Annotated in this window: 22 protein-coding genes; 14 read left to right on the top strand and 8 right to left on the bottom strand. The window is 29.8% G+C overall.

The window, feature by feature from the left end; all coding sequences use genetic code 11:
• Positions 1-33: 33 nt before the first annotated feature.
• Complete coding sequence (locus J3477_RS20515; RefSeq protein ID WP_206871936.1) at positions 34-951, top strand: CPBP family intramembrane glutamic endopeptidase; 918 nt, start codon at positions 34-36, stop codon at positions 949-951.
• 258 nt (positions 952-1,209) lie between these two features.
• On the opposite strand, the gene J3477_RS20510 is transcribed toward J3477_RS20515, so the two are convergent.
• Complete coding sequence (locus J3477_RS20510; protein ID WP_206871935.1) at positions 1,210-1,629, bottom strand: hypothetical protein; 420 nt, start codon at positions 1,627-1,629, stop codon at positions 1,210-1,212.
• 485 nt (positions 1,630-2,114) lie between these two features.
• Here J3477_RS20510 and J3477_RS20505 point away from each other — a divergent pair, with 485 nt between their 5' ends.
• Entirely contained in the window at positions 2,115-3,773 is a 1,659-nt protein-coding gene (locus J3477_RS20505) for an oleate hydratase (RefSeq protein WP_206871933.1), read from the top strand.
• Between the two features lie 138 nt (positions 3,774-3,911).
• On the opposite strand, the gene dhaS is transcribed toward J3477_RS20505, so the two are convergent.
• Positions 3,912-4,466, bottom strand: a complete 555-nt coding sequence (dhaS, locus tag J3477_RS20500) for a dihydroxyacetone kinase transcriptional activator DhaS (RefSeq protein WP_206871931.1) — start codon at positions 4,464-4,466, stop codon at positions 3,912-3,914.
• Between the two features lie 260 nt (positions 4,467-4,726).
• On the opposite strand from dhaS, the gene J3477_RS20495 reads away from it, so the two are divergent.
• Positions 4,727-5,650, top strand: a complete 924-nt coding sequence (locus tag J3477_RS20495; RefSeq protein ID WP_206871929.1) for a DMT family transporter — start codon at positions 4,727-4,729, stop codon at positions 5,648-5,650.
• A gap of 135 nt (positions 5,651-5,785) precedes the next feature.
• Here the strand turns inward: J3477_RS20495 and J3477_RS20490 are convergent, their stop codons facing one another.
• A complete protein-coding gene (locus tag J3477_RS20490; protein WP_206871928.1) occupies positions 5,786-6,190 on the bottom strand; it encodes a DUF1284 domain-containing protein in 405 nt (134 codons plus the stop codon).
• Positions 6,191-6,505: 315 nt separating this feature from the next.
• Between J3477_RS20490 and J3477_RS20485 the strand changes: the two genes are divergently transcribed.
• The 3 genes from J3477_RS20485 to J3477_RS20475 all read left to right on the top strand — a co-directional run bounded on the left by J3477_RS20485 (position 6,506) and on the right by J3477_RS20475 (position 11,534).
• On the top strand, positions 6,506-8,938 hold the full coding sequence (locus tag J3477_RS20485) for an HD domain-containing phosphohydrolase (protein WP_228731330.1): 2,433 nt from the start codon (positions 6,506-6,508) through the stop codon (positions 8,936-8,938).
• Positions 8,939-9,041: 103 nt separating this feature from the next.
• A complete protein-coding gene (locus tag J3477_RS20480) occupies positions 9,042-9,194 on the top strand; it encodes a hypothetical protein (RefSeq protein ID WP_206871926.1) in 153 nt (50 codons plus the stop codon).
• Positions 9,195-9,287: 93 nt separating this feature from the next.
• A complete protein-coding gene (locus J3477_RS20475) occupies positions 9,288-11,534 on the top strand; it encodes an MASE3 domain-containing protein (protein WP_206871925.1) in 2,247 nt (748 codons plus the stop codon).
• A 152-nt stretch (positions 11,535-11,686) separates the two neighbouring features.
• Here J3477_RS20475 and J3477_RS20470 read toward each other — a convergent pair whose 3' ends face one another.
• Positions 11,687-11,881, bottom strand: a complete 195-nt coding sequence (locus J3477_RS20470) for an alpha/beta-type small acid-soluble spore protein (RefSeq protein WP_206871923.1) — start codon at positions 11,879-11,881, stop codon at positions 11,687-11,689.
• A gap of 348 nt (positions 11,882-12,229) precedes the next feature.
• Between J3477_RS20470 and J3477_RS20460 the strand changes: the two genes are divergently transcribed.
• The 5 genes from J3477_RS20460 (at position 12,230) to J3477_RS20440 (ending at position 17,584) form a co-directional block, all read left to right on the top strand.
• The gene (locus tag J3477_RS20460) at positions 12,230-13,240 is read left to right on the top strand and encodes a C1 family peptidase (RefSeq protein ID WP_371876611.1); all 1,011 of its coding nucleotides are present in this window, start codon (positions 12,230-12,232) and stop codon (positions 13,238-13,240) included.
• 176 nt (positions 13,241-13,416) lie between these two features.
• Complete coding sequence (locus tag J3477_RS20455; RefSeq protein ID WP_206871921.1) at positions 13,417-14,001, top strand: hypothetical protein; 585 nt, start codon at positions 13,417-13,419, stop codon at positions 13,999-14,001.
• Positions 14,002-14,193: 192 nt separating this feature from the next.
• Entirely contained in the window at positions 14,194-14,760 is a 567-nt protein-coding gene (locus J3477_RS20450) for an AAA family ATPase (protein ID WP_206871919.1), read from the top strand.
• A gap of 392 nt (positions 14,761-15,152) precedes the next feature.
• Positions 15,153-16,370: a threonine ammonia-lyase gene (ilvA, locus tag J3477_RS20445; protein WP_206871918.1), complete on the top strand. Its 1,218-nt coding sequence runs from the start codon at positions 15,153-15,155 to the stop codon at positions 16,368-16,370.
• A gap of 539 nt (positions 16,371-16,909) precedes the next feature.
• Entirely contained in the window at positions 16,910-17,584 is a 675-nt protein-coding gene (locus J3477_RS20440) for an HAD family hydrolase (protein ID WP_206871916.1), read from the top strand.
• Positions 17,585-17,663: 79 nt separating this feature from the next.
• Here J3477_RS20440 and J3477_RS20435 read toward each other — a convergent pair whose 3' ends face one another.
• From J3477_RS20435 to J3477_RS20425, 3 genes are all read right to left on the bottom strand, one after another.
• Positions 17,664-18,317 carry an ABC-2 transporter permease gene (locus tag J3477_RS20435; protein ID WP_206871914.1) on the bottom strand — a complete coding sequence of 218 codons (654 nt, stop codon included), beginning with the start codon at positions 18,315-18,317 and terminating at the stop codon, positions 17,664-17,666.
• Complete coding sequence (locus J3477_RS20430) at positions 18,310-19,176, bottom strand: ABC transporter ATP-binding protein (protein ID WP_206871912.1); 867 nt, start codon at positions 19,174-19,176, stop codon at positions 18,310-18,312. Before J3477_RS20430 ends, J3477_RS20435 begins: the two co-directional genes overlap by 8 nt.
• A 126-nt stretch (positions 19,177-19,302) precedes the next feature.
• Positions 19,303-19,680, bottom strand: a complete 378-nt coding sequence (locus J3477_RS20425; RefSeq protein ID WP_206871910.1) for a GntR family transcriptional regulator — start codon at positions 19,678-19,680, stop codon at positions 19,303-19,305.
• Between the two features lie 421 nt (positions 19,681-20,101).
• Between J3477_RS20425 and J3477_RS20420 the strand changes: the two genes are divergently transcribed.
• Positions 20,102-21,880, top strand: coding sequence for a M3 family oligoendopeptidase (locus J3477_RS20420; protein ID WP_206871908.1), 1,779 nt, complete (start codon positions 20,102-20,104; stop codon positions 21,878-21,880).
• Between the two features lie 358 nt (positions 21,881-22,238).
• Here J3477_RS20420 and J3477_RS20415 read toward each other — a convergent pair whose 3' ends face one another.
• Positions 22,239-22,628: a VOC family protein gene (locus tag J3477_RS20415; RefSeq protein ID WP_206871906.1), complete on the bottom strand. Its 390-nt coding sequence runs from the start codon at positions 22,626-22,628 to the stop codon at positions 22,239-22,241.
• Positions 22,629-22,827: 199 nt separating this feature from the next.
• Here J3477_RS20415 and J3477_RS20410 point away from each other — a divergent pair, with 199 nt between their 5' ends.
• Positions 22,828-23,580 (top strand): 4Fe-4S binding protein, encoded by a 753-nt coding sequence (locus tag J3477_RS20410; RefSeq protein WP_206871904.1) that lies wholly within the window; start codon positions 22,828-22,830, stop codon positions 23,578-23,580.
• Positions 23,577-24,197: a TetR/AcrR family transcriptional regulator gene (locus tag J3477_RS20405; RefSeq protein WP_206871902.1), complete on the top strand. Its 621-nt coding sequence runs from the start codon at positions 23,577-23,579 to the stop codon at positions 24,195-24,197. The genes J3477_RS20410 and J3477_RS20405 overlap by 4 nt, the downstream gene beginning before the upstream one ends.
• Positions 24,198-24,218: the final 21 nt, after the last annotated feature.

The raw sequence follows: 24,218 nt of genomic DNA, 5'->3' as shown, positions 1-24,218 counted from the left end.
TAAAACATAGAAAAGAGTAAGGGAGATATGGTCATGAAAATAAAGGATAACAAGGTTAAGAATCCAATAAAATTAGCACTTTCAGTTATGGTTACTTCATTTATAGGAATATATGCTTGGATGATATTACTTCATGTAGGTGTTCAGGTATACGAAAGTAAAAAGCTTGGAAGCAGAGAGCTAGGAAAAACAGTTAGTGATCAGCTTTTTAATAATAATACAACCTTAGCTATTGTATCTTATGTTGTTATGGAGATTATAATTGTTTTGATTGCTGTTTTCATGGTTAAAAGATTTAATAAAGAGAGCTTTAAGTTAGAGCATATAGGAATGAAGTTTAGTAAAAATAGTATTAAAAATATCTTAAGTGGCTTTGCAATAGTTTCAATTATGTACATTTTACTTTATTCATCAATGCTTCTGTTTAGGATTGTAGATTATAAAGGGTATGGATTTAGCAATCAATCACCTCTATATATGGTTGGAACAGTTCTATTGGTGCTGATTACCACGGCTTTCCCTGGATTTTGTGAAGAGATAGTATTTAGAGGAGTTATACAAAATTATTTAATGAAAAAATACAGTACTACAGTAGCTATTATAGTAAGTTCATTATGTTTTTCTATATTACATGTTGGAAGGTATAGTGATTTAATGTCATTATTCACTATAGTTATAATAGGCATTACTTTAGGATATATATTTGCAAAAACTAAATCTTTATATTTGTCTATAGGAATACATTTTGCATGGGATTTCCTTGGATCAATAATTGGTGTGGGTAAGTCCATGTTTAATACGAATCTATTGATAAATTTCGAAAACATTAAAAATGGAGACTTTATTGCAAATCTGATGACTATAGTTTTATTCATAGGATTATTTATTGTAATTAAGTTTATATATAAGAAGTACAATACTAAGGATTCACTAGAAAAAAACGCGATATAATTATAATAAAAAAGATTAAGCTACAATATGGCTTAATCTTTTTTTGTAGGCTATGTTTAAGCCATGGAATATGACAAAATCATATTAATTCTTTGAGTAAGCTCATTAAGGATTAACAACTCTAATCCTATAACCATTTTTAAAAGTTCTGCTAGGTTTTGAGCAGAGTTTTTAAAAATATAAATTCAATTATAGAGTTGTTAATCAAAAGAGCATCGGATGAATAAGCACTTAATTTAAACCAAGCTTTTTGGAAAGTTATTTCTGCTTGTATACACCAAATCCAGTGATGATTAATTTGTTCCAACCAGTTACCTCATCGTCAATCCATCTGAACTCAATATTAAGTTCCTTAAGCCACGCATTAAGTCCATTACTTTTCTTACTCACATTTGGAGATTGTCTTCCAAACTTTTCTTTAATCATTTCAAGTAATTCAGATTGCTCCTCTTGAGCTAACTCCTTACCTAACATTTCTTTGATAATTTCACGGCATTCTGAATATGATAGATGATCTTCAGAATATATTTCGTTAGCTAATAATTGTCTCTTATTATTTAAGGTAGCAATTACTTCATTTATTTCATCTATATTTGATAGATACTTTTTAGCTACATTTATAGACACTATATCACTGTCTATTCTAGTTATTGATTTTTCTAGTTTTTCATTTCTCATTTTAGTATTCTCACTTTACTTTTTTATTTGAAAGTTATTTCGATTTTCACATAAGAAGCAACAACTCTAGAACTAAAACTCTAGGTATTTATGCCCGAACTTATGGATCATTAATAACAATAAGCAATTATAACACTAAACCAATAATCTTACAAAGTAAACTATTCAGTATAGCTTAGAACATTATATATATTAAAATAAAATTAACTAAAAGAAAGTAGATAAAAATACATTTTGTTTTACACTTTATGGTTGGTGTCTAAAAAACAGACACTTTTAAAAGTGTGTATGTTTTTTAGACAAACCTTGAAAACTGATTATTCAACATCTTTTTAATAAGAATTATATTAAAGATGTACCAATTAAGTCTGAAGTATGTTTTCAAAACTCTCAGAGATTCTTGTAAGAGAAGTGGTACATATATACACCTAAAAAGTAAGTTAAGTACACTTATAAAAAATGGTATAAAGAGAGGTTGATAAAAGATGAGGTTTAATTTTGACAGGCAATTAGAGGTAGATAAAGTACAGGCTTATTTAGTTGGAGGTGGTATTGCATCTCTTTCTGCTGCGGTATATCTAATTAGGGATGGACACGTTCCAGCAAAGAATATCCATATACTTGAACAAAGCAGTATAACAGGTGGGAGCATGGATGGTAATGGCAATCCTGAAACTGGTTATATAATTCGTGGTGGAAGAATGTTTGATGAAGAAGCATATGAATGTATCTTTGGAATAATGGAAAGCATTCCTTCACTAACTGATCCTAACGTTTCAATAATGGATGAATTCAGAGCATTTAATAAAAAAATTCATACATCATCAAAAGCTAGACTAATAGATAACGATGCGAAAATATTAGAATCATCAAAGCTTGGATTCAATCGTGAGGATAGATTAGCATTAATAGATATATTAATGCAATCAGAAGACTCCTTGGGGACTAAAGATATCACATCATGTTTTCCAGAATCATTTTTCAAAACTAATTTCTGGTATCAATGGACTACAACCTTTGCATTTGAACCTTGGCACAGTGCAGTAGAATTTAAGAGATATCTTCATAGATTTTTCCATGAGCTGCCAAGGATTAGTGATTTATCTGGAGTAAGACGTACACCATACAATCAATATGATTCGATAATACTACCTATGACTCAGTGGCTAAAGGCTCAAGGCGTAGATTTTCAGTATGAGTGCTTAGTTACTAATTTAGATTTTAAAACAGAAGAAGATAAAAAAACTGTTGTAGGGATTGATTGTAAAAAAGGTAATAAAGAAGACAGGATAATAGTTGAAGATGGAGACTTTGTTTTTGTAACAATTGGTTCTTTAACAGCAGGAGCTAGTCTTGGTTCTATGACAAATGCTCCAACATTAAATGACAAAACTGTCGGTGGTGACTGGGAGCTTTGGGAAAAGATTGCTAAGGAATCACCAGAGTTCGGAAGACCGCAGGTCTTCAACCAAAGAGTAGAAGAATCAATGTGGGAATCCTTCACAGTTACCCTTAAAGATCCTACAATGGTGAATAAAATAGTAGAGTATACAGGAAATCAACCAGGAACAGGTGCTCTTATGACTTTTAAAGACTCAGGTTGGTTTATGTCAATAGTATTACACAATCAACCTCATTTTCTAAATCAGCCAGATAATGTGCAAGCTTTTTGGGGTTATGCTTTATTCCCATATAATGAAGGGGATTTTGTAAAGAAGAGAATGATAGACTGTACTGGGGAAGAAATATTAACTGAACTTTTATATCATCTTAATTTTAAAGAAGATATGGAAAAAATTATGAGCACATCCATCTGTATCCCTTGTATAATGCCATTTATAACTAGTCAGTTTTTAACAAGATCAAAAGGGGATAGACCACAAGTAGTGCCAGAATGTTCAACTAACTTAGCTTTTCTTGGCCAATTTGCTGAAATACCAGACGATGTTGTATTTACAGTAGATTACTCAGCAAGATCTGCACAAATGGCTGTTTATAGTTTTCTAGACTTAGAGAAGGAAGTTACTCCTATATATAAAGGGCAATACGATGCTAGAGTACTTCTTAATTCAGCTATGGTTATGATGAGAGACGATAATTTGCGTGAAGAGATTATGGCACTTAAATCAATGATTATGAAATAGTTTAATTTTAAGGTTTCCAAGCGGTCTGTAAAAAGAAAGTTTGGAAACCTTTATTATTAGACTATGCTTAAGAGTATTGTTGAAGTTAAGGGGTTATAAACCATCGGATGTATAACCACTTAATTTCAACACGGTGCTTTAATATCTAGATAATGCTCCAAGCATACTACCTTCGACGATATTTTTAATTTGATCTACTAAGGTTTGGCAGGATTCCTTCATTCCAGCTTTAATCCATTGAACTATTATGCCGACAAAAGCATGGGTATAAAAATCACAGATAAATTTTTTGTTGGTATCAGACACTTCCATCCCTAGGGATATATCATTAACAACCCCCATGATTAATTCATAACTAAATTCGAAGAAATAACTATCGAAAGCATTTTGTCCAGGAGTATTAAGTGCATTAATATAAAAGGACTTATTTTTAGATAGATAGCATAAAGTTCTATACATACCGTCAGTCCAGTTATCGTAATGTCTATAGTTTGCTATACTTTCTGTGACTTCAGTATAATAAATCCAATTTACAAGATCGAATTTATCTCTAAAATGATAATAGAAGGTTTGTCTATTTAACCCGCAGTTGTCTGCAATTTCTTGTATGGATATTTTAGATAGTGGAATAGTCTTCATTAATTCTTTAATAGAAACAGCAAGAGCTTTTTTGGTTATTAATGATTCTGACATATCAATCTCCTATAACTGTTGTTATACATAACAAGGTAGTGTATCAATATGGACTGATTATAGATAATATTATAATAAACTATAGTTAATGATTCAATTCTATACTTTTATGTAATGATATTAAAAGTACAATTATCATTGTTTTTTCCTCAAACATTTAATAATATAGTTAATGGAGTCTTTTTAGTACTTTTATCGAAAGATTTAAGTGATGAATGTACATGAATAATGCAAGGAATCTAATTAATAGGAGAATTTAAATGGATAAAAGTAGGTTTTATACAAATAGAAGAAACATAATATTACTAGCGACTCTATGCTGTATTTTATGGGGAAGTGCATATCCATCCATAAAGATTGGGTATAGTTTATTTAATGTAGGAGCAAATGATGTTGGTTCAAAGCTAACATTTGCAGGATATAGATTTACAATGGCAGGAGCTTTTGTTTTGATATTAAGCATAATAATGAAGAAAAATATATTTGACTTTAGTAAAAAACAATTTGGACAAGTTGCCTCTCTTGGTTTTTTACAAACAGCTCTTCAATATATATTTTTCTATATTGGCATGTCATATACTACAGGGGTCAGAGGAGCTATTATAAATGGGACAGGTACCTTTATAAGTATTTTATTGGCTCATTTTATTTATAAGAATGATAGATTAAATTTTAATAAGGTAGTTGGTTGTATTGTTGGGTTTGCTGGAGTTATAATTGTAAATCTCAATGGACAATCAAGTAACGGAGCTGCTTTTTCTTTTAAAGGAGAAGGGTTTATACTGATTTCTACATTTATTTTTGCAATATCTGCAATATACGGAAAGAAAATAACGCAAAAATCAGATCCATCCATAGTCACAGGTTATCAGTTGTTCATAGGTGGAGTTATATTAACAGCATTAGGATTTACTTTAGGAGGGAAGCTACAAGGATTTACTATTCAATCTACTTCGCTTCTAATATATATGGCCTTATTATCTTCTGTAGCTTTCGCATTATGGACTCAACTACTAACATATAATAAAGTCGGTTTAATATCCGTTTTTAATTTTTTAATACCTGTATTTGGAACATTACTATCAGCATTGTTCTTAGGTGAAAATATCTTCGATTTAAGAATTTTAATAGCGTTGATATTAGTATGCTATGGAATATTTTTAGTTTATAAGGTGAAAAAATAAGCATATTAATAGAAAGCATATTTATATAAATAGGTGCCACTTTGTAATAGAGCTTATTATTCCATAAGTTCCCTAGTGAATATTCGGAAAGGTAGATGCATAGAAAAGTCACTGAAGGTAGCTTCAGTGACTTTTCTACTCTTTAGGAAAAATTACAGATTCATTATGAAGGTTTTCGCAAATATAAAGCCATTCGCAATTTATGCAAACTTGGTTAAGTTTTTTAGGTTCCAATATTGAAGTTTGTATTCTTTTCTTAAAATCTTGCCAATATAGAGTGTCCCCAAAATTTAAATCACATAATTCAAGGCAAACAATGTCATAGTAATCAGGTTTTTGACCAGATAAACAACTACCATTTCTATTATTAGGACAAAAACTACAAATCTCATCTCCACCAGATACTAACATGATCTTAGGATTACTATTATCTTCGAGTATATTTATTATATTCTTCATATTATAGATAAAGTCATCGCTATATCCTTTTCCTATAAAGTGATGTATACAAAGTCCGTGGTGTGGTCTAAGGTAAATCATTTTTGCATTTCCTCCAATGTTCCAGTAACAACTTCTTAGTAAATCCATTATAATATAAATTTATTATAACTAGATACCCTTTGAGATTGTTTAAATAATATTAATTTATTAAGCCGTCTCATATACTCAAAGGAAATTTTATGCAATTATTTTATGAAAAGTTATTATTAAATAATTTATGTGATATTAATTTGGTTTATTATTTACTATAATAAAAGACTTCATTTAATAAATGATATATAATGTTAATATAATACTTGTTTCGATAACAGATGAAGTTGCCATAATTATAGGCTGTAATAGGAGAAGATACATATGAGTGTAAAATTGAAAACGTTATTTATATCTACAGTGAGTTTTTTACTTTTTGTTGCTATTACAATTTTCATATCCTATTTAGTTTTTTTTAGATTTATAGCTAATATAGAAGATACAGGTGTTAATAACTCTTTTCGAACTTTTGACTCAATAATTGATAGAGAAGAGCAAGGGCTCAAGAGAACGTCTTTAGACTGGTCGCACTGGGATGATACATATAATTTTATGTTTGATAAGAATGAAGAATATATTAAAAGTAATTTGGTAAATCAGACCCTTCAACAGCTTAATTTGAGTTTTATAATATTTCTTGATAAAAACAATAAAATTTTCTATGAAATAGATGGTGATGTTAAGGATAGAGAAAAAAATATCTTAATAGATAAAATAACTAATATAAGATACAAGAAGTTTTTTAATCCGGATAAGATAGATGCTGATACTGGGACAATCTATGCATATGATAAGTTATTTATAATATCAGAAGCTCAAATTACTACATCTGATGAGAAAGCTAGAAGTAATGGAACATTAGTAATGGGACGATACGTTGACAAAGATTTGATGAACTATATAAATGAAACTAGCAAAGCTAATGTAACATTTGAAGGCTTGCCTGGAAATAGCCATTCATTAAGTGAAATTTCAATTAGTAGAAGCTATGACAATATAAATGCCTCTAGAAATACAAAAGATATAAATCAAGAAAGCAGCATACTCATATCAATGTCTATTGAAAGAGAGGCTCATATTCTTGCAATAAAATATCTTAAGATATTTGGATCACTATATATAGTAGCCTTGTTCATGATTTTAGTTCTAAATAACCTCATTCTAGATAAATATGTCTTAAAAAGATTAAAATTACTAGATGATTTTATTGAAAAAGTCAGAAAGACGAAAGACGTAAGCTTAAGACTTATATTGGCAGGTAATGATGAATTAAGTAAAATAGCTGAGTCTACTAGTAATATGGTAGCTGAATTAGCAGTTGCTAATAATGATGTCAAGGAGATGGATGAAAGATTTAGACTTATAATGGCGGCTACCAAAGATGGATATTTGGATTTAGATTTAGGAGCTAATAGATTGTATATAAATAAAGAATGGAAACAAGAGTTAGGGTATACTTCAAAGGATGAAAGTGGATTGTTTTATGAGCATTTTTCAAAAATTCATCCAGAATTTATTGAATACTTCAGTAATAACTATACAAACATACTTAATAATAATGCTGAGGTTTTTGAGATAACCTACAAGATGATTAAAGCTACAGGAGAAATAATATGGGTTTCAGAAAGAGGCAGAATAGTAAGCAGAGATGATAGTGGAAAACCAACTAGAATTTTAAGTGTAGCAATGGACATAACAGAGAGAAAAAGATATGAAGAAGAAATTTTGTTCTTGAGTTATTCTGATAGATTAACTGGTTTAAATAATAGAGCATACATGGAAAAGCAATTCCAAATACTTGATAAAGATATGTCTAGCTCATATTTTATAATTATGGGAGATGTAAATGGATTAAAGCTAATCAATGATGCTTTAGGCCATAAGATGGGAGACAAACTGATATATAATGTAAGTAATGAGATGAAGAAGATTTGTGATAATAAAGATATAGTTTCCAGGTGGAGTGGAGATGAATTTATAATATTAATCAAAGATAGAGAAAAAGACTACGTAGAGAATCTGATTACAAAGATTAAGGACGCATGTGATAGTATAAAAGATTTTCCTATAAGTATTAGTATTGCCTTAGGCTATGCTGAAAAGGATAATGAAAATCGAGATTCAGAAACTGTAATGAGTATAGCAGAAAAAAGAATGTATAGAAATAAGCTTATAGAAAAGAAAAGTACAAGAAATGCCATTACTAGTTCTCTGCTTAGAACCTTGCATGAAAAGCATAGTGAAACAGAAGAGCATACTATGAGAATTAAGAACATGAGTTTTAGGCTAGGTAGAAGAATGGGATTGCCTCAAGATAAGCTAGATGAATTAGAGCTTTTAGGACTGTTACATGATATCGGAAAGATAGGTATACCAGAACAAATTTTGTTAAAACCAGCAAAGCTTACAGCTGAAGAGTGGGTGGTTATGAAATCTCATACAGAGATTGGATATAGAATAGCCAAGTCAACTCCAGAACTATCTCATATAGCTGATGAGGTTTTATCCCATCATGAAAGATATGATGGAACTGGCTATCCTAATGGCTTGAAGGGGCAAGAGATACCATTACTTGCTAGGATTATTAATGTGGTTGATTCCTTTGATGTTATGACACATAAGAGAGAGTATAAATCGGCCAAAGACATGAGCTATGCAATTGAGGAACTTAAAAGATGTTCTTCTACTCAGTTTGATCCGTATATTGTTGAAGAATTTCTTAAATTGCTACAAGAAGATGATAAGGATGGACAGTAATAAATCTAGTAAATTAAGTGCTTAGCATAGCTTCTTGGGAATACAGTAAAAAGTAAAACTTGTCTGCCCGTAAGTTTCCTCATATACATTTGGAAAGGCAGATTTGAAAAAAAGTTCACTGAAGATAGTTGCTTTAGTGAGCTTTTTACATGTAACAAAGTTATCTTCTCTACAGATTAAAGAACTTATAAAAATAATAGCAAATAATGAAGAAAAAGCACTAAAAAATTATGTTACAAAATTAACATTTTTATAAAAATCACATATATTATGATGAAAAATATGGTATAATTTTCAATAGATTCATATAAATTGATATTAATCCGCGGGATTTAAAGGGGTATTGATTATGGAAGCTAACATGGAAAAAACATATGACACTAAAAATTATTTGCCATATAAGAAGATATTTTTTACATGTATATATTCAATATTATCTGCACTACTTGTAGCTTTTATAATATGCAGATGGTATTGGGACGCTAATGAAGAATTAATACACACAGTATTGGAGTTAATAAGTATTATCATCGGAGTTACTACATTTTTAATTGTTTGGTATCAAAGTGAAGTAGATAATGAAGTAAATAAAGTTTTAGGTTTTGGTTTTTTAACTGTATCTATTTTGGATTTATTACATGTACACTACTATAAATACATACTTTTAAATGATATAGCTAATGGGCAGTTACCTATACTACTTGGGCTATTGGCACGATTAATTCAAGTTGTAACATTAATGATATTTTCCTTTAAACCCTTTTCTTTAAAGAATAGTAAGTATAAGATGCTTAGTTTAACTGGTATTATAATAGTGATTATATGCTATTTATCAAAATTAACATATAAGTGGATTCCACAGCTATATAATGAAAAAGGAAATACTGATTTTAGAATTATGTTGGAATTCTTAATAATAACCATAGTTATTATTACATTGAATAAATTAAGATCTCGAATTGAAGAAGCTCATTTTGTGAGGTTTATGTATATCTTTCTTTCTGTTATTATGTTAATTCCTTCAGAACTTTGTTATATATCATTTAATAATAAGAATTCATTTTATCTAGTGCTAGCATACTTGTTTAAAATAGGAAGTTATTACTTCCTATATAAGGCGGTTTTTGCCAGTATGATAAGATACCCATATGCTAAGCTTATAGAGAGCAAGCAACGTTTAGAAGATATTCTTAATGATATTCCTATTGCTATATATACATATGATAGTAGCAATAAGGTAGACTTTGCAAATGACAAGTTTGAAGAATTATCTAGGCATGCAAAAAGTTCAATAATAGGGTTAAATAATAAGGAATTATTGAATGTTATACCTAGACTTGGTAATGAAGACGAAGATACGCTGCTTGATAAGGTATACAAGAAAGATGGAAAAACTCAAAATATAGTAAGGACTTATATAGATGGAGAGGGAAAGCCTGTAAAAGTACTTGTAAATGTTTATAAGATAAGAAATGGTGCGCTTGCTTTAATTAATGATATAAAAAAGGAACAAGAAATAGATAATTTGCATTTACAAACTAAGACAATATTAAATTCTATAGCGGTTCCAATAATAATTTTAGATGGAGATAATAAAATTACTGCTTGCAACAATTCTTATTTAGAAATTATAGATAGATGCGATATAGATTTAATTGGAATGAGCTATGATGAATTAAGGAAAGATATAGGTTTTATAGAATCTAAAGGTTCCTTAGTACTAAATCAAGAAAAAGATGTTAATAAAGATTATGAAGGCTATTTAACAACTGCAGATGGTTTAAGTAAGCAATTATCAGGAACATGTTCACCCATACTTAATATTGATAACGAGAAAATTGGTGCAATTTCAATTGTACATGATTTAACCGAGAAAAAAGAAAAACAACAAAAATTAATTAATCAAGAAAAACTAGCACTTTTAGGACAACTGGGAGCTACTATAGTTCACGAAACTAGAAATTTTTTAACTACTATAAAAGGTAACAGCCAATTGATTAACCTTTATTCAGAAGATTTAAGAATAAAAGAATACGCCAAAAGGATAAATACTAGTACCGATGAAGTGAATAGAATAATAACTGATTTTTTAAGTTTATCTAAGCCAAGAGAAACAGACCTTTTAGAAGTCTCTTTTAATGACCTGATACTATCAATGAAAGGTATAATTGAAACTTCATCTTTATTAGAAGGAATAGATTTGGTACTTGATCTTGATTACGATGAAAGGTATATACTTTGTGATGAAACTCAAATTAGACAAGTAATACTTAATATATGCAAAAATGCAGTAGAAGCTATGGTAGAAGTTAATTGCCCAGTTTTACGTATCAGTAGTGGGCTTAGGATAGGTTCAAATGAGATATTTATAAAAATATCTGATAATGGTAATGGAATACCAAAAGACATGGTTAAAAAGATAGGCACACCTTTTTATTCTACAAAGAAAAATGGCACTGGATTAGGTCTTAATGCATGCTTCAACATTATAAAAGAGCATCGTGGGAAAATAGAAATTCAAAGTGTGCTAGGAGAAGGAACAACATTTACTATTGTTTTGCCTTATATAGATGAAGCTTTAGAAGATATAATATAGTGATTTAAATTTGGCTTTTGGGATATATTTTTTCAAACTATAAGGGCGGTAATAATATGAGGTCAATGGATAAGAGAAAAAGCTGTGCACTAAATAATTAGTGCACAGCTTATTTTTATTTGTGCTTGCTTTTATATGAGTGGAGTCTATTATTATTTATTCTTTTTGGTCAACATTTCTTCAAAGGATTGAACTGCATTTTTAGTGAAGTTTCCTCCTTCAGCTCCGCCTATCATGCCACATACTTTAGAACTAGTATTGCCCCAATAGTCATCCTTAGGTAACTCTATTCCCAATTCGTTAGCTTGTTCTGACTTCGTATCTAATTTATTTACTTTTTCTCTCATAAAAATATCTCCTTTAAATTGATTAATAATCCTGTTGAGAAATTATTTTAATTAATCTTTGCTTACACACTTATTGATTTCCCTAATCAATTTTTTTATTCTTTTGAAAGATTTCTAATAAATTTGATATTTTATACAATGTAAGATTATAAAATCATTAAGATAAATTGTAGCAAAATAGATTATAAAAACTATTATATATAGAGGGGCAATAATATATTTTGTACAAGCTTAGGTAAATATTAATGCAGATAAAGTTTATAAATATAAGTTTTGTTAGGGGATTTATATTGTTTGTAAATAAATAGCTTATTAGTTATCTGCATTATCGGAAAACGGAGGATAAATATGGATATTAAGTCGAGATTGAAAAATTATGGATTATGGGTTTCAGTAATAGCATTAATTCCTATGGTTTGTAAAGGCTTTGGATTAAATATATTGCCTGACAATTATAATGAAATTGCAACTGCAATTTTAGGTATCCTTGTACTTCTAGGTATATTGAATAATCCTACTACTGAAACTAATGGATTTAAAGATGATAAAGTAAATAAGAATAAGAAAAGTAAACCTATTAGAAAGTATAATTTAGAAGAAGATAAAGTTGATGAAAGAGACTACTATTTTAAAAATCACTCTCTTTCAAAGTCTGTACAATTGCCTAAATCAATAGATTTAAGAGATAAGATGCCTCCTATATATGATCAAGGAGAGCTTGGATCTTGTACTGCAAATGCAGGATGTGCGAACAAATCATATTTTATAAATAACAGAGTGCAGCCTTCAAGGCTTTTTCTTTATTATAAAGAAAGATTGATTGAAGGGACTGTATATGAGGATAGTGGGGCTTCAATAAGAGATATATGTGCAGCTTTAACAAAATACGGTGTATGTGAGGAAAGCCTATTCCCTTATAATATTACAAAATTTACAGAGACTCCTTCAGTACTAGCTGATAAAAATGCACTTCAATATACTATAAACTCATATCATAGAATTACTTCAGTGGAAGAAGTTAAGCAAGCTTTAGCTAATTTACTTCCAGTATTGCTTGGAATAAATGTTTATGAAAGCTTTGAAAAAGTGGGGAAGAGTGGATTAGTGCCAATGCCTGGAAGTTCAGAATCAGTTCTAGGAGGGCATGCTGTACTTCTAGTAGGATACGTTGACGGAGCAACAACAGTAAACAATGCATCACAAAAATTATGTTCCTTAATAAAAAAGAAAACAACCTCACAAGGATATTTTATTCTAAGAAATTCTTGGGGAACTGATTTTGCTGATAAAGGTTATATGTATTTACCTTACGAGGTTTTCGAAAAAGTTAAAAATGATATATGGGTAATAATACAGTGAGTTAATTAACATCTAGATTAAGTTGTTTCCTGTACAGTAGAATGACATTAAAAATGCTATTGTGCAGGATTATTTTTTACATAATCAAGTAGTAATAAGCAGTGTTTAATTTGATTTTTATATAGAGAGAAGATAAAATTTATTAGTAAAATATCAGTTTAAAGGAAGTGTAACAAGTGAAAAAAGAACTGATGAGTATTGAGCATATGATTTTAATTGGATCAACAGGTAGGAATAGTGGAAAAACAACACTTGCAGCTTCCTTGATAAGAAAGTGGAAAGGTGAGTTATCTGTAATAGCATTAAAAGTAACTACCATAGAACATAAAAATGGCAAATGTCCAAGAGGTGGAGAAGGCTGTGGGATATGTACTAATATAGAGGATAACTTTGAACTGGTAGAAGAAATCAACCCTAACAAGAATAAAGATACTTCTTTATTACTTTCTGCAGGGGCTGATAGAGTATACTGGCTAAAATGTCTAAATGATCATTTAGAAGAAGGCATAGAATGTTTTATGTCAAAAATATCTAAAAATACATTAATTATATGTGAATCTAATAGTCTAAGAAATGTAGTTTTGCCAGGAAGCTTTGTTATGATAAAAAATATATGTAATGATTCGATTAAAAAATCAGCAGCTGAAGTGATGAATAAGGCTGATTTTATTTTAGAAAATGATTTTACTAATAAGATAGATGACTTTATTAACAAGATAATAATAGAAAAAGATAGCGAAGGTATAAGAGTAAAAAAATAAGAATGTCGCGCCAGTGATTTTTTCGTGATAATATATATATAAGTTTTATTAAAGGATTCCTATATCGAAACTTAATATTAGTTAAGGTAAAATATAATTCAAGGGTCTACTTCTATAAAGTACCTTAACAATAAGAAATTTACCGTAAGGTTGAATATAAAATGCTTGTTAAGAAGAAAAGTGGGGGAAGTTATGGATAGGATAATTTGTATAGTTGGTGAAAGTGGAAGTGGAAAATCAACTATAGCAGAAGAGCTTTCAAAAAAGAACTATAATTATATACAAAGTTATACAACAAGAAAACAGAGACATGAAGGAGAAAAAGGGCATATATTTGTTGACTATGAGGCTTATATAGAAAGTACTATAACTAGCGAGCAGAAATCTAATATAATTGCCTATACATATTTTGATGGGAACCATTACTGGGCAAACAGGCAGCAATATAGGGGTAAAGGTGCATCAATTTATATTGTTGATCCAGTTGGTGTTTATGAATTGAAGGAAGAAGTAAAGGATGCAGAAATAATAGTTATATATTTGAATGCAGATGAAAAGATTCGTTATAACAGGATGTGTAGAAGAAAGTATAATGAGGATAATCTGTACGATGAAGAAATATATATGAGAATAAAACATGATAAAAATGCATTTAAAGTGATAAGATGCGATTATGTAGTTGATTCTAACAGAGAGTTAGCAGAAATATTATCTGATGTAGAAGCAATAATTGCAAATATGGACAAAATGAATACTTAAAATATGATAGGTGATTATTTTATCCGCTACTTCACAAAATATTCTAAGTTTGATAGAATATTTATATAGTTTAGACAAAGCTCGTCTTCAATAAATATTGAAGCGAGCTTATTCACTGTCTAGGCAAGTATAAAATTTTTGGGTAACTAAACTTAGCAATATCAATGGGTTAGAACAGCTATTTAGAGTAAACAGTAAAAATAAAATTATGTCGCCTGCCAAATTTTCCTCATATATATTCGGAAAGGCAGATGCGCAAAAAAATCACTGAAGAAAGTCGCTTCAGCGATTTTTTAGGCAGTTTTCTATACATATAATTGGGCTAATAAATATAAGGATTACTGCTAACAATTTAGAGTTATTAACAAGACAAAATAGGGGGCAAATAAATAATGGTGGAGTGTAATGAATTTACTAAAGAGCAATTTTTAGAGGCAACGAATAGGATAAAAGATGTATTAAAAGAGACAAAACTTGTTTATAGTAATATTTTTAGTAAAGAATCAGGAAACGATATATATATAAAGCCAGAAAATCTTCAAGTGACAGGAGCATTTAAGATAAGAGGAGCTTATAACAAAATAAGTAAGCTTACTGAAGAAGAAAAGAAAAAAGGGTTAATAACATCTTCTGCAGGAAATCATGCTCAAGGAGTGGCTCTAGCAGCTCAAAGATTAGGAGTAAAAGCAACTATAGTTATGCCTAAAGCTACTCCTCTAATCAAGGTTGAAGCTACAAAAAACTTTGGAGCAAATGTTGTGCTTCATGGGGACTGCTATGATGAAGCTTATGAAGAAGCTAAGAGATTAGAAGAAAAAAATGGATATACATTTGTGCATCCTTTTAATGATATAGATGTTATAGAAGGTCAGGGAACTATTGCAATTGAAATTTTGAATGAACTAAAAGACGTAGATTGTATAATAGTGCCAGTTGGCGGTGGCGGGCTTATTAGTGGAATAGCTGTTGCAGCAAAATTAATTAATCCTAAGATTAAAATAATAGGAGTAGAACCAGAAGGTGCAAATGCAGTAAAGATATCAATCGAGAACAATAAAGTTATGTCTTTAGATAATCTAAAGACAATTGCTGATGGTGTAGCAGTAAAAACTCCCGGCGATTTAAATTTCAAAATAATTAAAAAGTATGTAGATGAGATAGTAACAGTTTCTGATTTAGAGGTTATGGAGGCTTTCCTGATACTTCTTGAAAAGCATAAGCTTATAGGAGAAACTTCAGGGGTGTTACCTTTAGCAGCTTTAAGAAAGATAAATGAAAAAAACAAAAAGATAGCATGTGTAATCAGTGGCGGAAACATAGATGTTTTAACAATTGCATCAATGATAGATCGTGGACTTGTATCTCGTGGAAGAAAGTTTTGCTTCACTGTTGAACTTTTAGACAAGCCAGGGCAATTACAAAAAGTATCTCAGATACTGGGTGATTTAAACGCTAATATAATAAAACTTGATCACAATAAGTTTAAAACCTTCGATGCTTTTATGCAGGTTCAATTAGAAGTAACAGTTGAAACAAACGGTCACGAACATGTTCAGTTAATTACTGATGAATTAGAAAGAAAAGGCTTTAAGATAGTTAAGGTCTATTAAAGATAAGGTGTTGTTGAAATTAAGTGTTTAGTCATCCAATGCTTTAATGAGCTTACGCAAAGAATTAATATGATTTTATCATATTCCATGGCTAAAACTGTAAACTCACTACGTTCGAACAGTACAGCTTTACTTTTTAATAATCCATACTTTTTATAAATCTTTCATATCTTAAATTTAAGAAAATAAAAAGGCTATATGATTAAAAAGTAAAAAGTGAAAATATGTCGCCTGCCAGAATTTCTTCACATACGTTCAGAAAAGGCAGATGCGTAAAAAAATCACTAATAAAGAACGATTAGAGATTTTTTAGAGCCATTCCATCTGGAAAAATCATTTAATTCTAATAGCTCGATCATATAGCATCTCCCGAATAAACACTTAATTTCAATGATACTATTAAATAGAGACTCAGATAAAGATACAAATTTAACTATAAGGGATATATACTCATAACACTTTCAAAATAAGAAAAACTTATATTAATAAATAATGATATAATTTAAGAAAAACTATGCTATTTAGTTGGAGGATTTATCATGGGTAGAATAGAACTAGTTATCTTCGATATGGATGGATTAATGTTTGATACAGAGGCACTTACTAAGAGAGCGTGGCAAGAAGTAGGTAAATTACATAATTATGATATTCCAATGCAATTTCTTTTAGGATTACTAGGAATGAACAGTGCTTCTATATGCAATCAATTTAAAACAGTATTTGGACAAGATTTTCCTTTTGATAATATGTATGCAGAGCAAGGTAAGTGCGTAGCTAGGATAATTGAGGAAGAAGGTCTTGGAATCAAAAAAGGACTTACAGAACTTTTAGAATATCTACAAGCAAATAACATAAAAAAAGCAGTAGCTACTTCAAGTAGTAGAGAAAGAGCTTCTAGACTTTTAAAAATAGCAGGTGTTTTTGATAAATTTGATAGAGTCATTTGTGGCGATGAAGTAACAAAAGGTAAGCCAGATCCAGAGATATTCTTAACAGTTTGCAAAAAGCTAGACGTTTCTCCTGAAAATGCTATAGTACTCGAAGATTCAGAAAGAGGATTAGAGGCGGCAGTAGCTGGAGGCATGAGGTGCATATTAGTTCCTGATTTAGTAGAGCCATCAGAAGAACATGTAAAACAAGCATATGCAAAGGTTGCTGATTTAATAGAGGTAATTAATTTAAAAGAATTATTTGAAGAAATAGAAACTAATTAATAATATTTTAATGATATAGATTAAGAGGGGGAGGATGATATGTAAATCACCTCCCTCACTTTAGTTGCCTTTAGATGAATTATAAATCTCTATTTAGATAAATCTTTAAAGAAGAAAATACTGAGATTAATAACATAAAGAGCAACACTAATATTATGAAAAATTCAAATACTCCTTCAGGAACTGTACTTAAATATTGTAGAATATTACTATTAGTGGCTTTACCGATAAACTCAATTATTGCTGTAGGAACGAAAAATGCCACTAATAACATAAACATGCTGATATATCTTGATTTTAAGTAGCCGAATTTAAAGTAAATAGGGTAATAAATAGAACATAAAAATGAAATACTTATAAAACAGCCTAGAACATCTTCTAAATTCATAAGCCTAGTTATATTGCCAAGTTTTAAATATTTAACTGCTGTGGTAAATATAAATGCAATACAAACTCCAATAACTAGATATAAAATTATAGATAGATATTTAGATATAACTATATCTTTTCTACTTATAGGGAGACTGTTGAGCATTATATCAGATTTGTTTTTATCATCATATGCACAAGCATAAGTGACGAAAAGGTAGCCTATAACTGAAGGGACTGCAATAAATATAGTTTCTGGTTTATCTGTTCTTGAGAAAGTAAGTGTAAAAACCGCACCATATAAAAGTGCTATTAAGACGGTTCTTTTTTGTACTAAAATATCTTTATATACTAAATTAAACATTTCTATTCCCCCTTATTGAATAGACCATTATATCTTCAAGGCTAGCTTTTTCTAAAAGAATCTTATCTCCAAAAGTTTTTTTTATGGAGCCTGCATTATCTGTTAGCGCTTCAAAACCAAAAGAGTTTTCTTTTACGCTTATAAATTTTTTTCTAGTCTCTTTATCTAATAGAGAGCTATCACCTTTTACAATCCTGTAGCTTTTAAGTATTTCGTCTTTATCCTTGGAAAATACTATCCTTCCGTTATTTAAAAAAGTTATATAATCAGCTATTTTTTCTAGGTCAGTGGTTATATGAGTAGAAAAGAATATAGATTTATTTTCATCTTGGATTATTGAACATAGTATATCTAGCATTTCACTTCTGAATATTGGATCTAGCCCGGAAGTAGGTTCGTCCATTATTATGAATTCTGCATTATGAGAGAGGGAAATTGCTAGTGAATATTTCATTTTCATACCTTTAGATAAATCCTTAATTTTTTTATTTTTAGGGAGAGAAAATTCATTCATATATTTATTAAAAGTGCTATTATCCCATTCTTTATAAAATGGAGATATAATATCCTTCATCTCTTCAGTTGTTAGATCTTCATAAAAATAATTTTCATCATACACAAATCCAATTTTTTGTTTGATAGCTTTTTCATTAGAAATATTATCTTGATTAAAAATTTTTATATTCCCTGAGTCTCTTCTTATAAGATTCATAATTAATTTTATAGTAGTACTTTTTCCAGCTCCATTGGGACCTATAAAACCCATTATAAAACCTCTTTTAAGGCTGAAGCTTATATTATCTAAAGTAAAATCCTTATAAGATTTTGAAAGATTGGTTACTTCTAAAATATCATTCATAAAAGAACTCCTTATTCTTTATTAAATTTTGTTTAATATTACTGCTGAAAATAATGCTTTGCTGCGAAATCATTGAATTCTTGAAGAAGTAGTATATTATTTCCAAAGTAAAGCTTAAAGCCAAACCTATTTATTACTGTCATATAGAACTTGAAGCATATCTTTTAATTCGTCAACAGATAAATTTAGCATTCTACCTTCTTCTAGTACTTCCGTTAACTTATCCTCTATAAGCTTAAGTTGTTTTTCTCTTATAAGTTCCTTGTTTTTACTTGCCACATAAGAACCCTTGCTAGGGACTGTTTGAATAAAACCTTCATCCTCAAGTTCTTCATATGCTCTTTTTGTGGTGATAACGCTTATCTTTAATTCTTGAGCTAAGCTCCTTATAGACGGAAGCGCATCTCCCTCAGATAACTCGCCGGTAAATATATGACTCTTAATCTGGCTTGATATTTGTTCATATATTGGTTCACCAGATGTATTTGAGATAATTATCCTCATTTAGTAAGCTCCTTTGCAAAGTGTGTGTATATTATTTATACTGTATATAAACAGTATATACAGTATGTTTGCAAATAGTCAATATAAAAAATTATATATTCATAAATTTTTTAATTGATGTTGAAACTAGGTTATTCTTATTTCATAAATTATAGCAGTCGCTATCAAAAATATAATATTAACGATAAAAAAAGTTTATTATATTTAAGAAAACTCTAGATTAATATAAGAGAAATGCTATAATTTATATAAGAAAATTCTGTCTATTAAAGAAAGGGTTACTAGAGATGCACAACTTAGATCAGAAATTTATTTTTAAAATTCTTACGGGTTCTAGTGAGAAAATTTAAAATATAAATTTTATTACCAAGCGGTACATCCATAAAATAACCTTATGTAGATATATGAATGGAGGATTATTATGGGGTTAAATTGGAGTTTAAAGGAAATTTATAGTTCTTTTGAAGGCGAAGATTTTTTAAATGATTTAAAAAGAGCTGATGAATTATCTGGATTATATGAAAAACTAGCTGAAAGTATATGCGGGTCACATGATGATGAGAAAAATAAACTTGAAGAGTTTATAAATAAGTCTAGTGAAATTGAAAGTTTATTTAGTAGATTATTTTCTTTTGTTAATCTTACATTGAGTGTTGATACGAAAAATAAAGAGGCGCTTAAGTACTCAGACATTTTACAAGAAAAAAACAGCAGATTTGCAGAACCAAGTGCTAAGATAGAAAAGTGGATAGGTGAGGTCAATGAGATTGATAAATTAATTAATTCCTCAGGCCTTTTGAAGGAACATGAGTTTTTCTTAAAAGAAATAGTAGCAGGAAGTAAATATTTATTAAGTGATAAAGAAGAATCGCTTATAGCTAAACTTAGAAATACTGGGTCAAATTCATGGTCAAAACTAAGAGATCTTTTAACTTCAACTGTACTTGTAGATATTGAAACAGATGGCGAAGTAAAGGAACTACCTCTTACTGTTGTTAGAAATATGGCATATGATAAAGATTCAAAAGTAAGAAAAAATGCATATGAAGCAGAGTTAAAAGCCTATAAAAAGGTAGATGCTGGTATTGCAGCAGCATTAAATGGCATAAAAGGAGAAGTTATAACCTTAGCTAAGCTAAGAGGATATAAATCTCCATTAGAAGAAACTTTAATTAAGTCAAGGATGGATGAGGCTTCCCTAGAAGCTATGCTTACTGCTATGAAGGAAAGTTTGCCTGTGTTCAGAAAGTATTTAAGAAGAAAGGCTGAGCTTTTAGGCTACAAAAATGGATTGCCATTCCATGAACTTTTTGCACCTATGGGAGATGTAGATATGGAATTTCCATATGAAAAAGGACAGAAGTTTGTTGAAGATAACTTTAGAACTTTTAGTGATAATCTTGCTGACTTTGCTAGGAGAGCTTTTGATAGTGATTGGATTGATGTTATGCCGAAGGAAGGAAAAGTTGGAGGCGCCTTCTGCTCTAATCTTCACTTTATAAAACAAAGCAGATTCCTTTTAAATTATGGAAATGCCTTCGGAGATGTAGTAACTTTAGCTCATGAATTAGGTCATGGATATCATGACGACTGTGTTAAAGATAAGAGCGTATTAAGCTCCGATTATCCAATGCCTATAGCAGAGACTGCATCAACTTTCTGTGAAACTATTGTTAAAAAAGCAGCGGTTAAGACTGCGACAAAAGAAGAAGCGTTTTCAATTTTAGAATCAGAGATAGGGGATTGCACTCAAGTAATAGTAGATATATACTCAAGATTTTTATTTGAAAGTGAGCTTTTTAATAGAAGAGAAGAAAGTGCATTAAGTGCAGAAGACTTAAATGAAATAATGCTTAAGGCACAAAAGGATTCTTATGGAGATGGCTTAGACCCTGAATACTTACATCCTTATATGTGGGCCTGCAAGCCACATTACTATGATGCAGAATATAATTTCTATAACTTCCCATATGCTTTCGGATTACTATTCGCAAAAGGTCTTTATGCAGAGTATCTAAAGAGAGGCGAAGAATTTGTTAAGGTATATGATGATCTATTAGCATCTACAGGTGATAGAAAAATAGCTGATGTTACTAAGATTATAGGAGTGGATATACACTCAGTTGATTTCTGGAGAAGCTCCTTAAAGATAATAGAAGAAGATATAGAAAGATTTATCGAACTTAGTAATGAAAAGTAATTTAATACGTATATAGTTTATGGTTTGTATTGAAATTAAAATTCAGAGGGCGATACGGAGATACTATATGATCAAATAATTAGAATTAAATGATTTTCGTAAATGGAATAGCGTTAAAAAACTGTATTGTCCGAACGTAGTGAGTTATACAGTTTTAGCTATGGAATTGTAGAAAATCATATTAATTCTTTATGAAGATCATTAAAGTATCGGAGGTAGCGGCCTCTGAATTTTAAAAATACCAACCATAAAGTAAAAGGTTAAAATATAGAAGCTTTCTATATTTTAACCTTATTTTTCGTATGATAAATTATTGTCATAAATAGAGAGAAATATTGTATAACTATTTGATGATTTATTATACGGTTATCTCGATTCTATTACCTTCATGATCTAGTATACAACTTTCATAATAGCCGTCTCCAGTAGTCCTTGGTCCACTGACTACAGTAAATCCGTCATCTACTAGTAATTTTGTTAATTCATCTACCTTCTCTACACTTCCAACAGAAAAGGCTACGTGAGCATAACCAAAGCACTCATAATCTTTAGAAACATTTATTGAAAGAACAGTAGGTTTCTCCATAATTTCTAGCTTAGAGCCATCATCAAAAGATAGAAAATATGAGCTGAATTTTGTTTTTTCATTATGATACTTTTCGTTAGGGACAGCATTGAAATACTTTGTGTAGAAATTTTTTGTCCTCTCCAAGTCTCTAGTCCATAGTGCTAAATGTGCAATTTTCATTGAATCAACCTTTCTTTAATTTTATATGAGTTATCCTTTAATTAACAATATTGTATCATAGTTAAGTAAATATAAACTAGTTTAATTCTAACAATTTTCAAAATTTTCAGTGATAATAAAAAATACATATTCTATTGACCGACGGTCGGTCAATGAATTATAATAAATTATATGATAACAAATATAAGGAGAATTAATCATGAAAAATAAAAGAAGGCTATTTTTATTAATAATGTTCTTTACATTACCAATTACGCTTAACTTTTTTTCTCCATACATCATAATTGATGGGCTATTTAACAAGTTTATATCTGCAGCATTTTTAGTGTGGACAATTATGGCTATATCATCACTTTTTATAGGTAGAGCCTTTTGTGCTTATGTGTGTCCATATGGCGCTTGGCAGATGATAATAGATAGATGTATTGAAAAGCCTCTTAAGAAAATCAAAGGCTTAAAGATTTTGAAATATATACTGGGAGCTACTTGGGTTTTAATAATAGCTTTTGCTTTAATTTCTAATAGGGGGTACAAGTTGAATTTGTTCTATCTTACAGAAGGTTATGTTAGTGTAGATAAGATATCTAATCTTGTTGGGTATTTCATCATATTAACATCACTGGCGGTTTTACCAGTTATTTTAGGTAAGAGAGCTACTTGTCATTACTTATGTCCAATGTCCATTTTGAATATAACAGGAAGTAAAGTTAAAAATAAACTTAATATTCCTTCATTGAAATTAGAGGCAGAGCCAAACAATTGTAAAAAATGTAGTGCTTGCAATAAGAGTTGTCCTATGAGTATTAATGTTATGGAAAAGGTTCAGCATAATAATATGGAATCTTCTGATTGTATACTTTGTGGTGAATGTAGTAAAGCATGTAAGTTTGGCGCTGTAAATAGAGCTTGCGGAAAATATAAAGTTGATAGAAAGGTCTTAGAAATAAAATGAAAAGAATTGTAAAAGATCCTTTGGAAAGAAAAAACGAAATAATGGATAGGTCTCTAGAATTGTTTATTGAGAAGGGGTATGACAATACCTCAATTAATGAAATAGTTAATAGCTTATCTATAGCAAAAGGAACCTTCTACCACTATTTTACTTCAAAAGAAGAAATACTAGGTGAGCTATTGAAAAGGCGGTTAGATGAATATATATTACCTTTAACAGATATATATAATTCAAATTTAGATCCTAATTCTAAACTCGAAGCAATTTTAAAAGCAATGTTTTTAGGCACTAATAGTAACCTTATGTTTGCAAATGCTGAGAGAGATAGTAGCAATTTAAAGCTAAATAATGCTTTAGAAGAAGAGTTTTTTAATAGATGTTATCCTCTTATTTTAGGTGTGGTAAAAGAGGGAATTGAACAAGAAAGCCTTCAAGTGGACTTTCCAGAAGAAGTTGTTGAAATACTTTTAAGAGGAATACAGAAATTTATAAATAAGCATTTCCATGAACTATTAGATAAAAATTCTGCTATCCACATACTTAAATCACTTGAAGATATTTTTAATAAATTGATAAAGGTTACAAATGGAAAAATAGAATTAATTCCTAAATACTAAATTTTAATGGAATAAGAAGTA

This window comes from Clostridium zeae (assembly GCF_017312485.1).
Classification (GTDB): Bacteria; Bacillota; Clostridia; order Clostridiales; family Clostridiaceae; genus Clostridium_AR; species Clostridium_AR zeae.
This window is presented reverse-complemented; position numbering and strand designations above follow the sequence as displayed.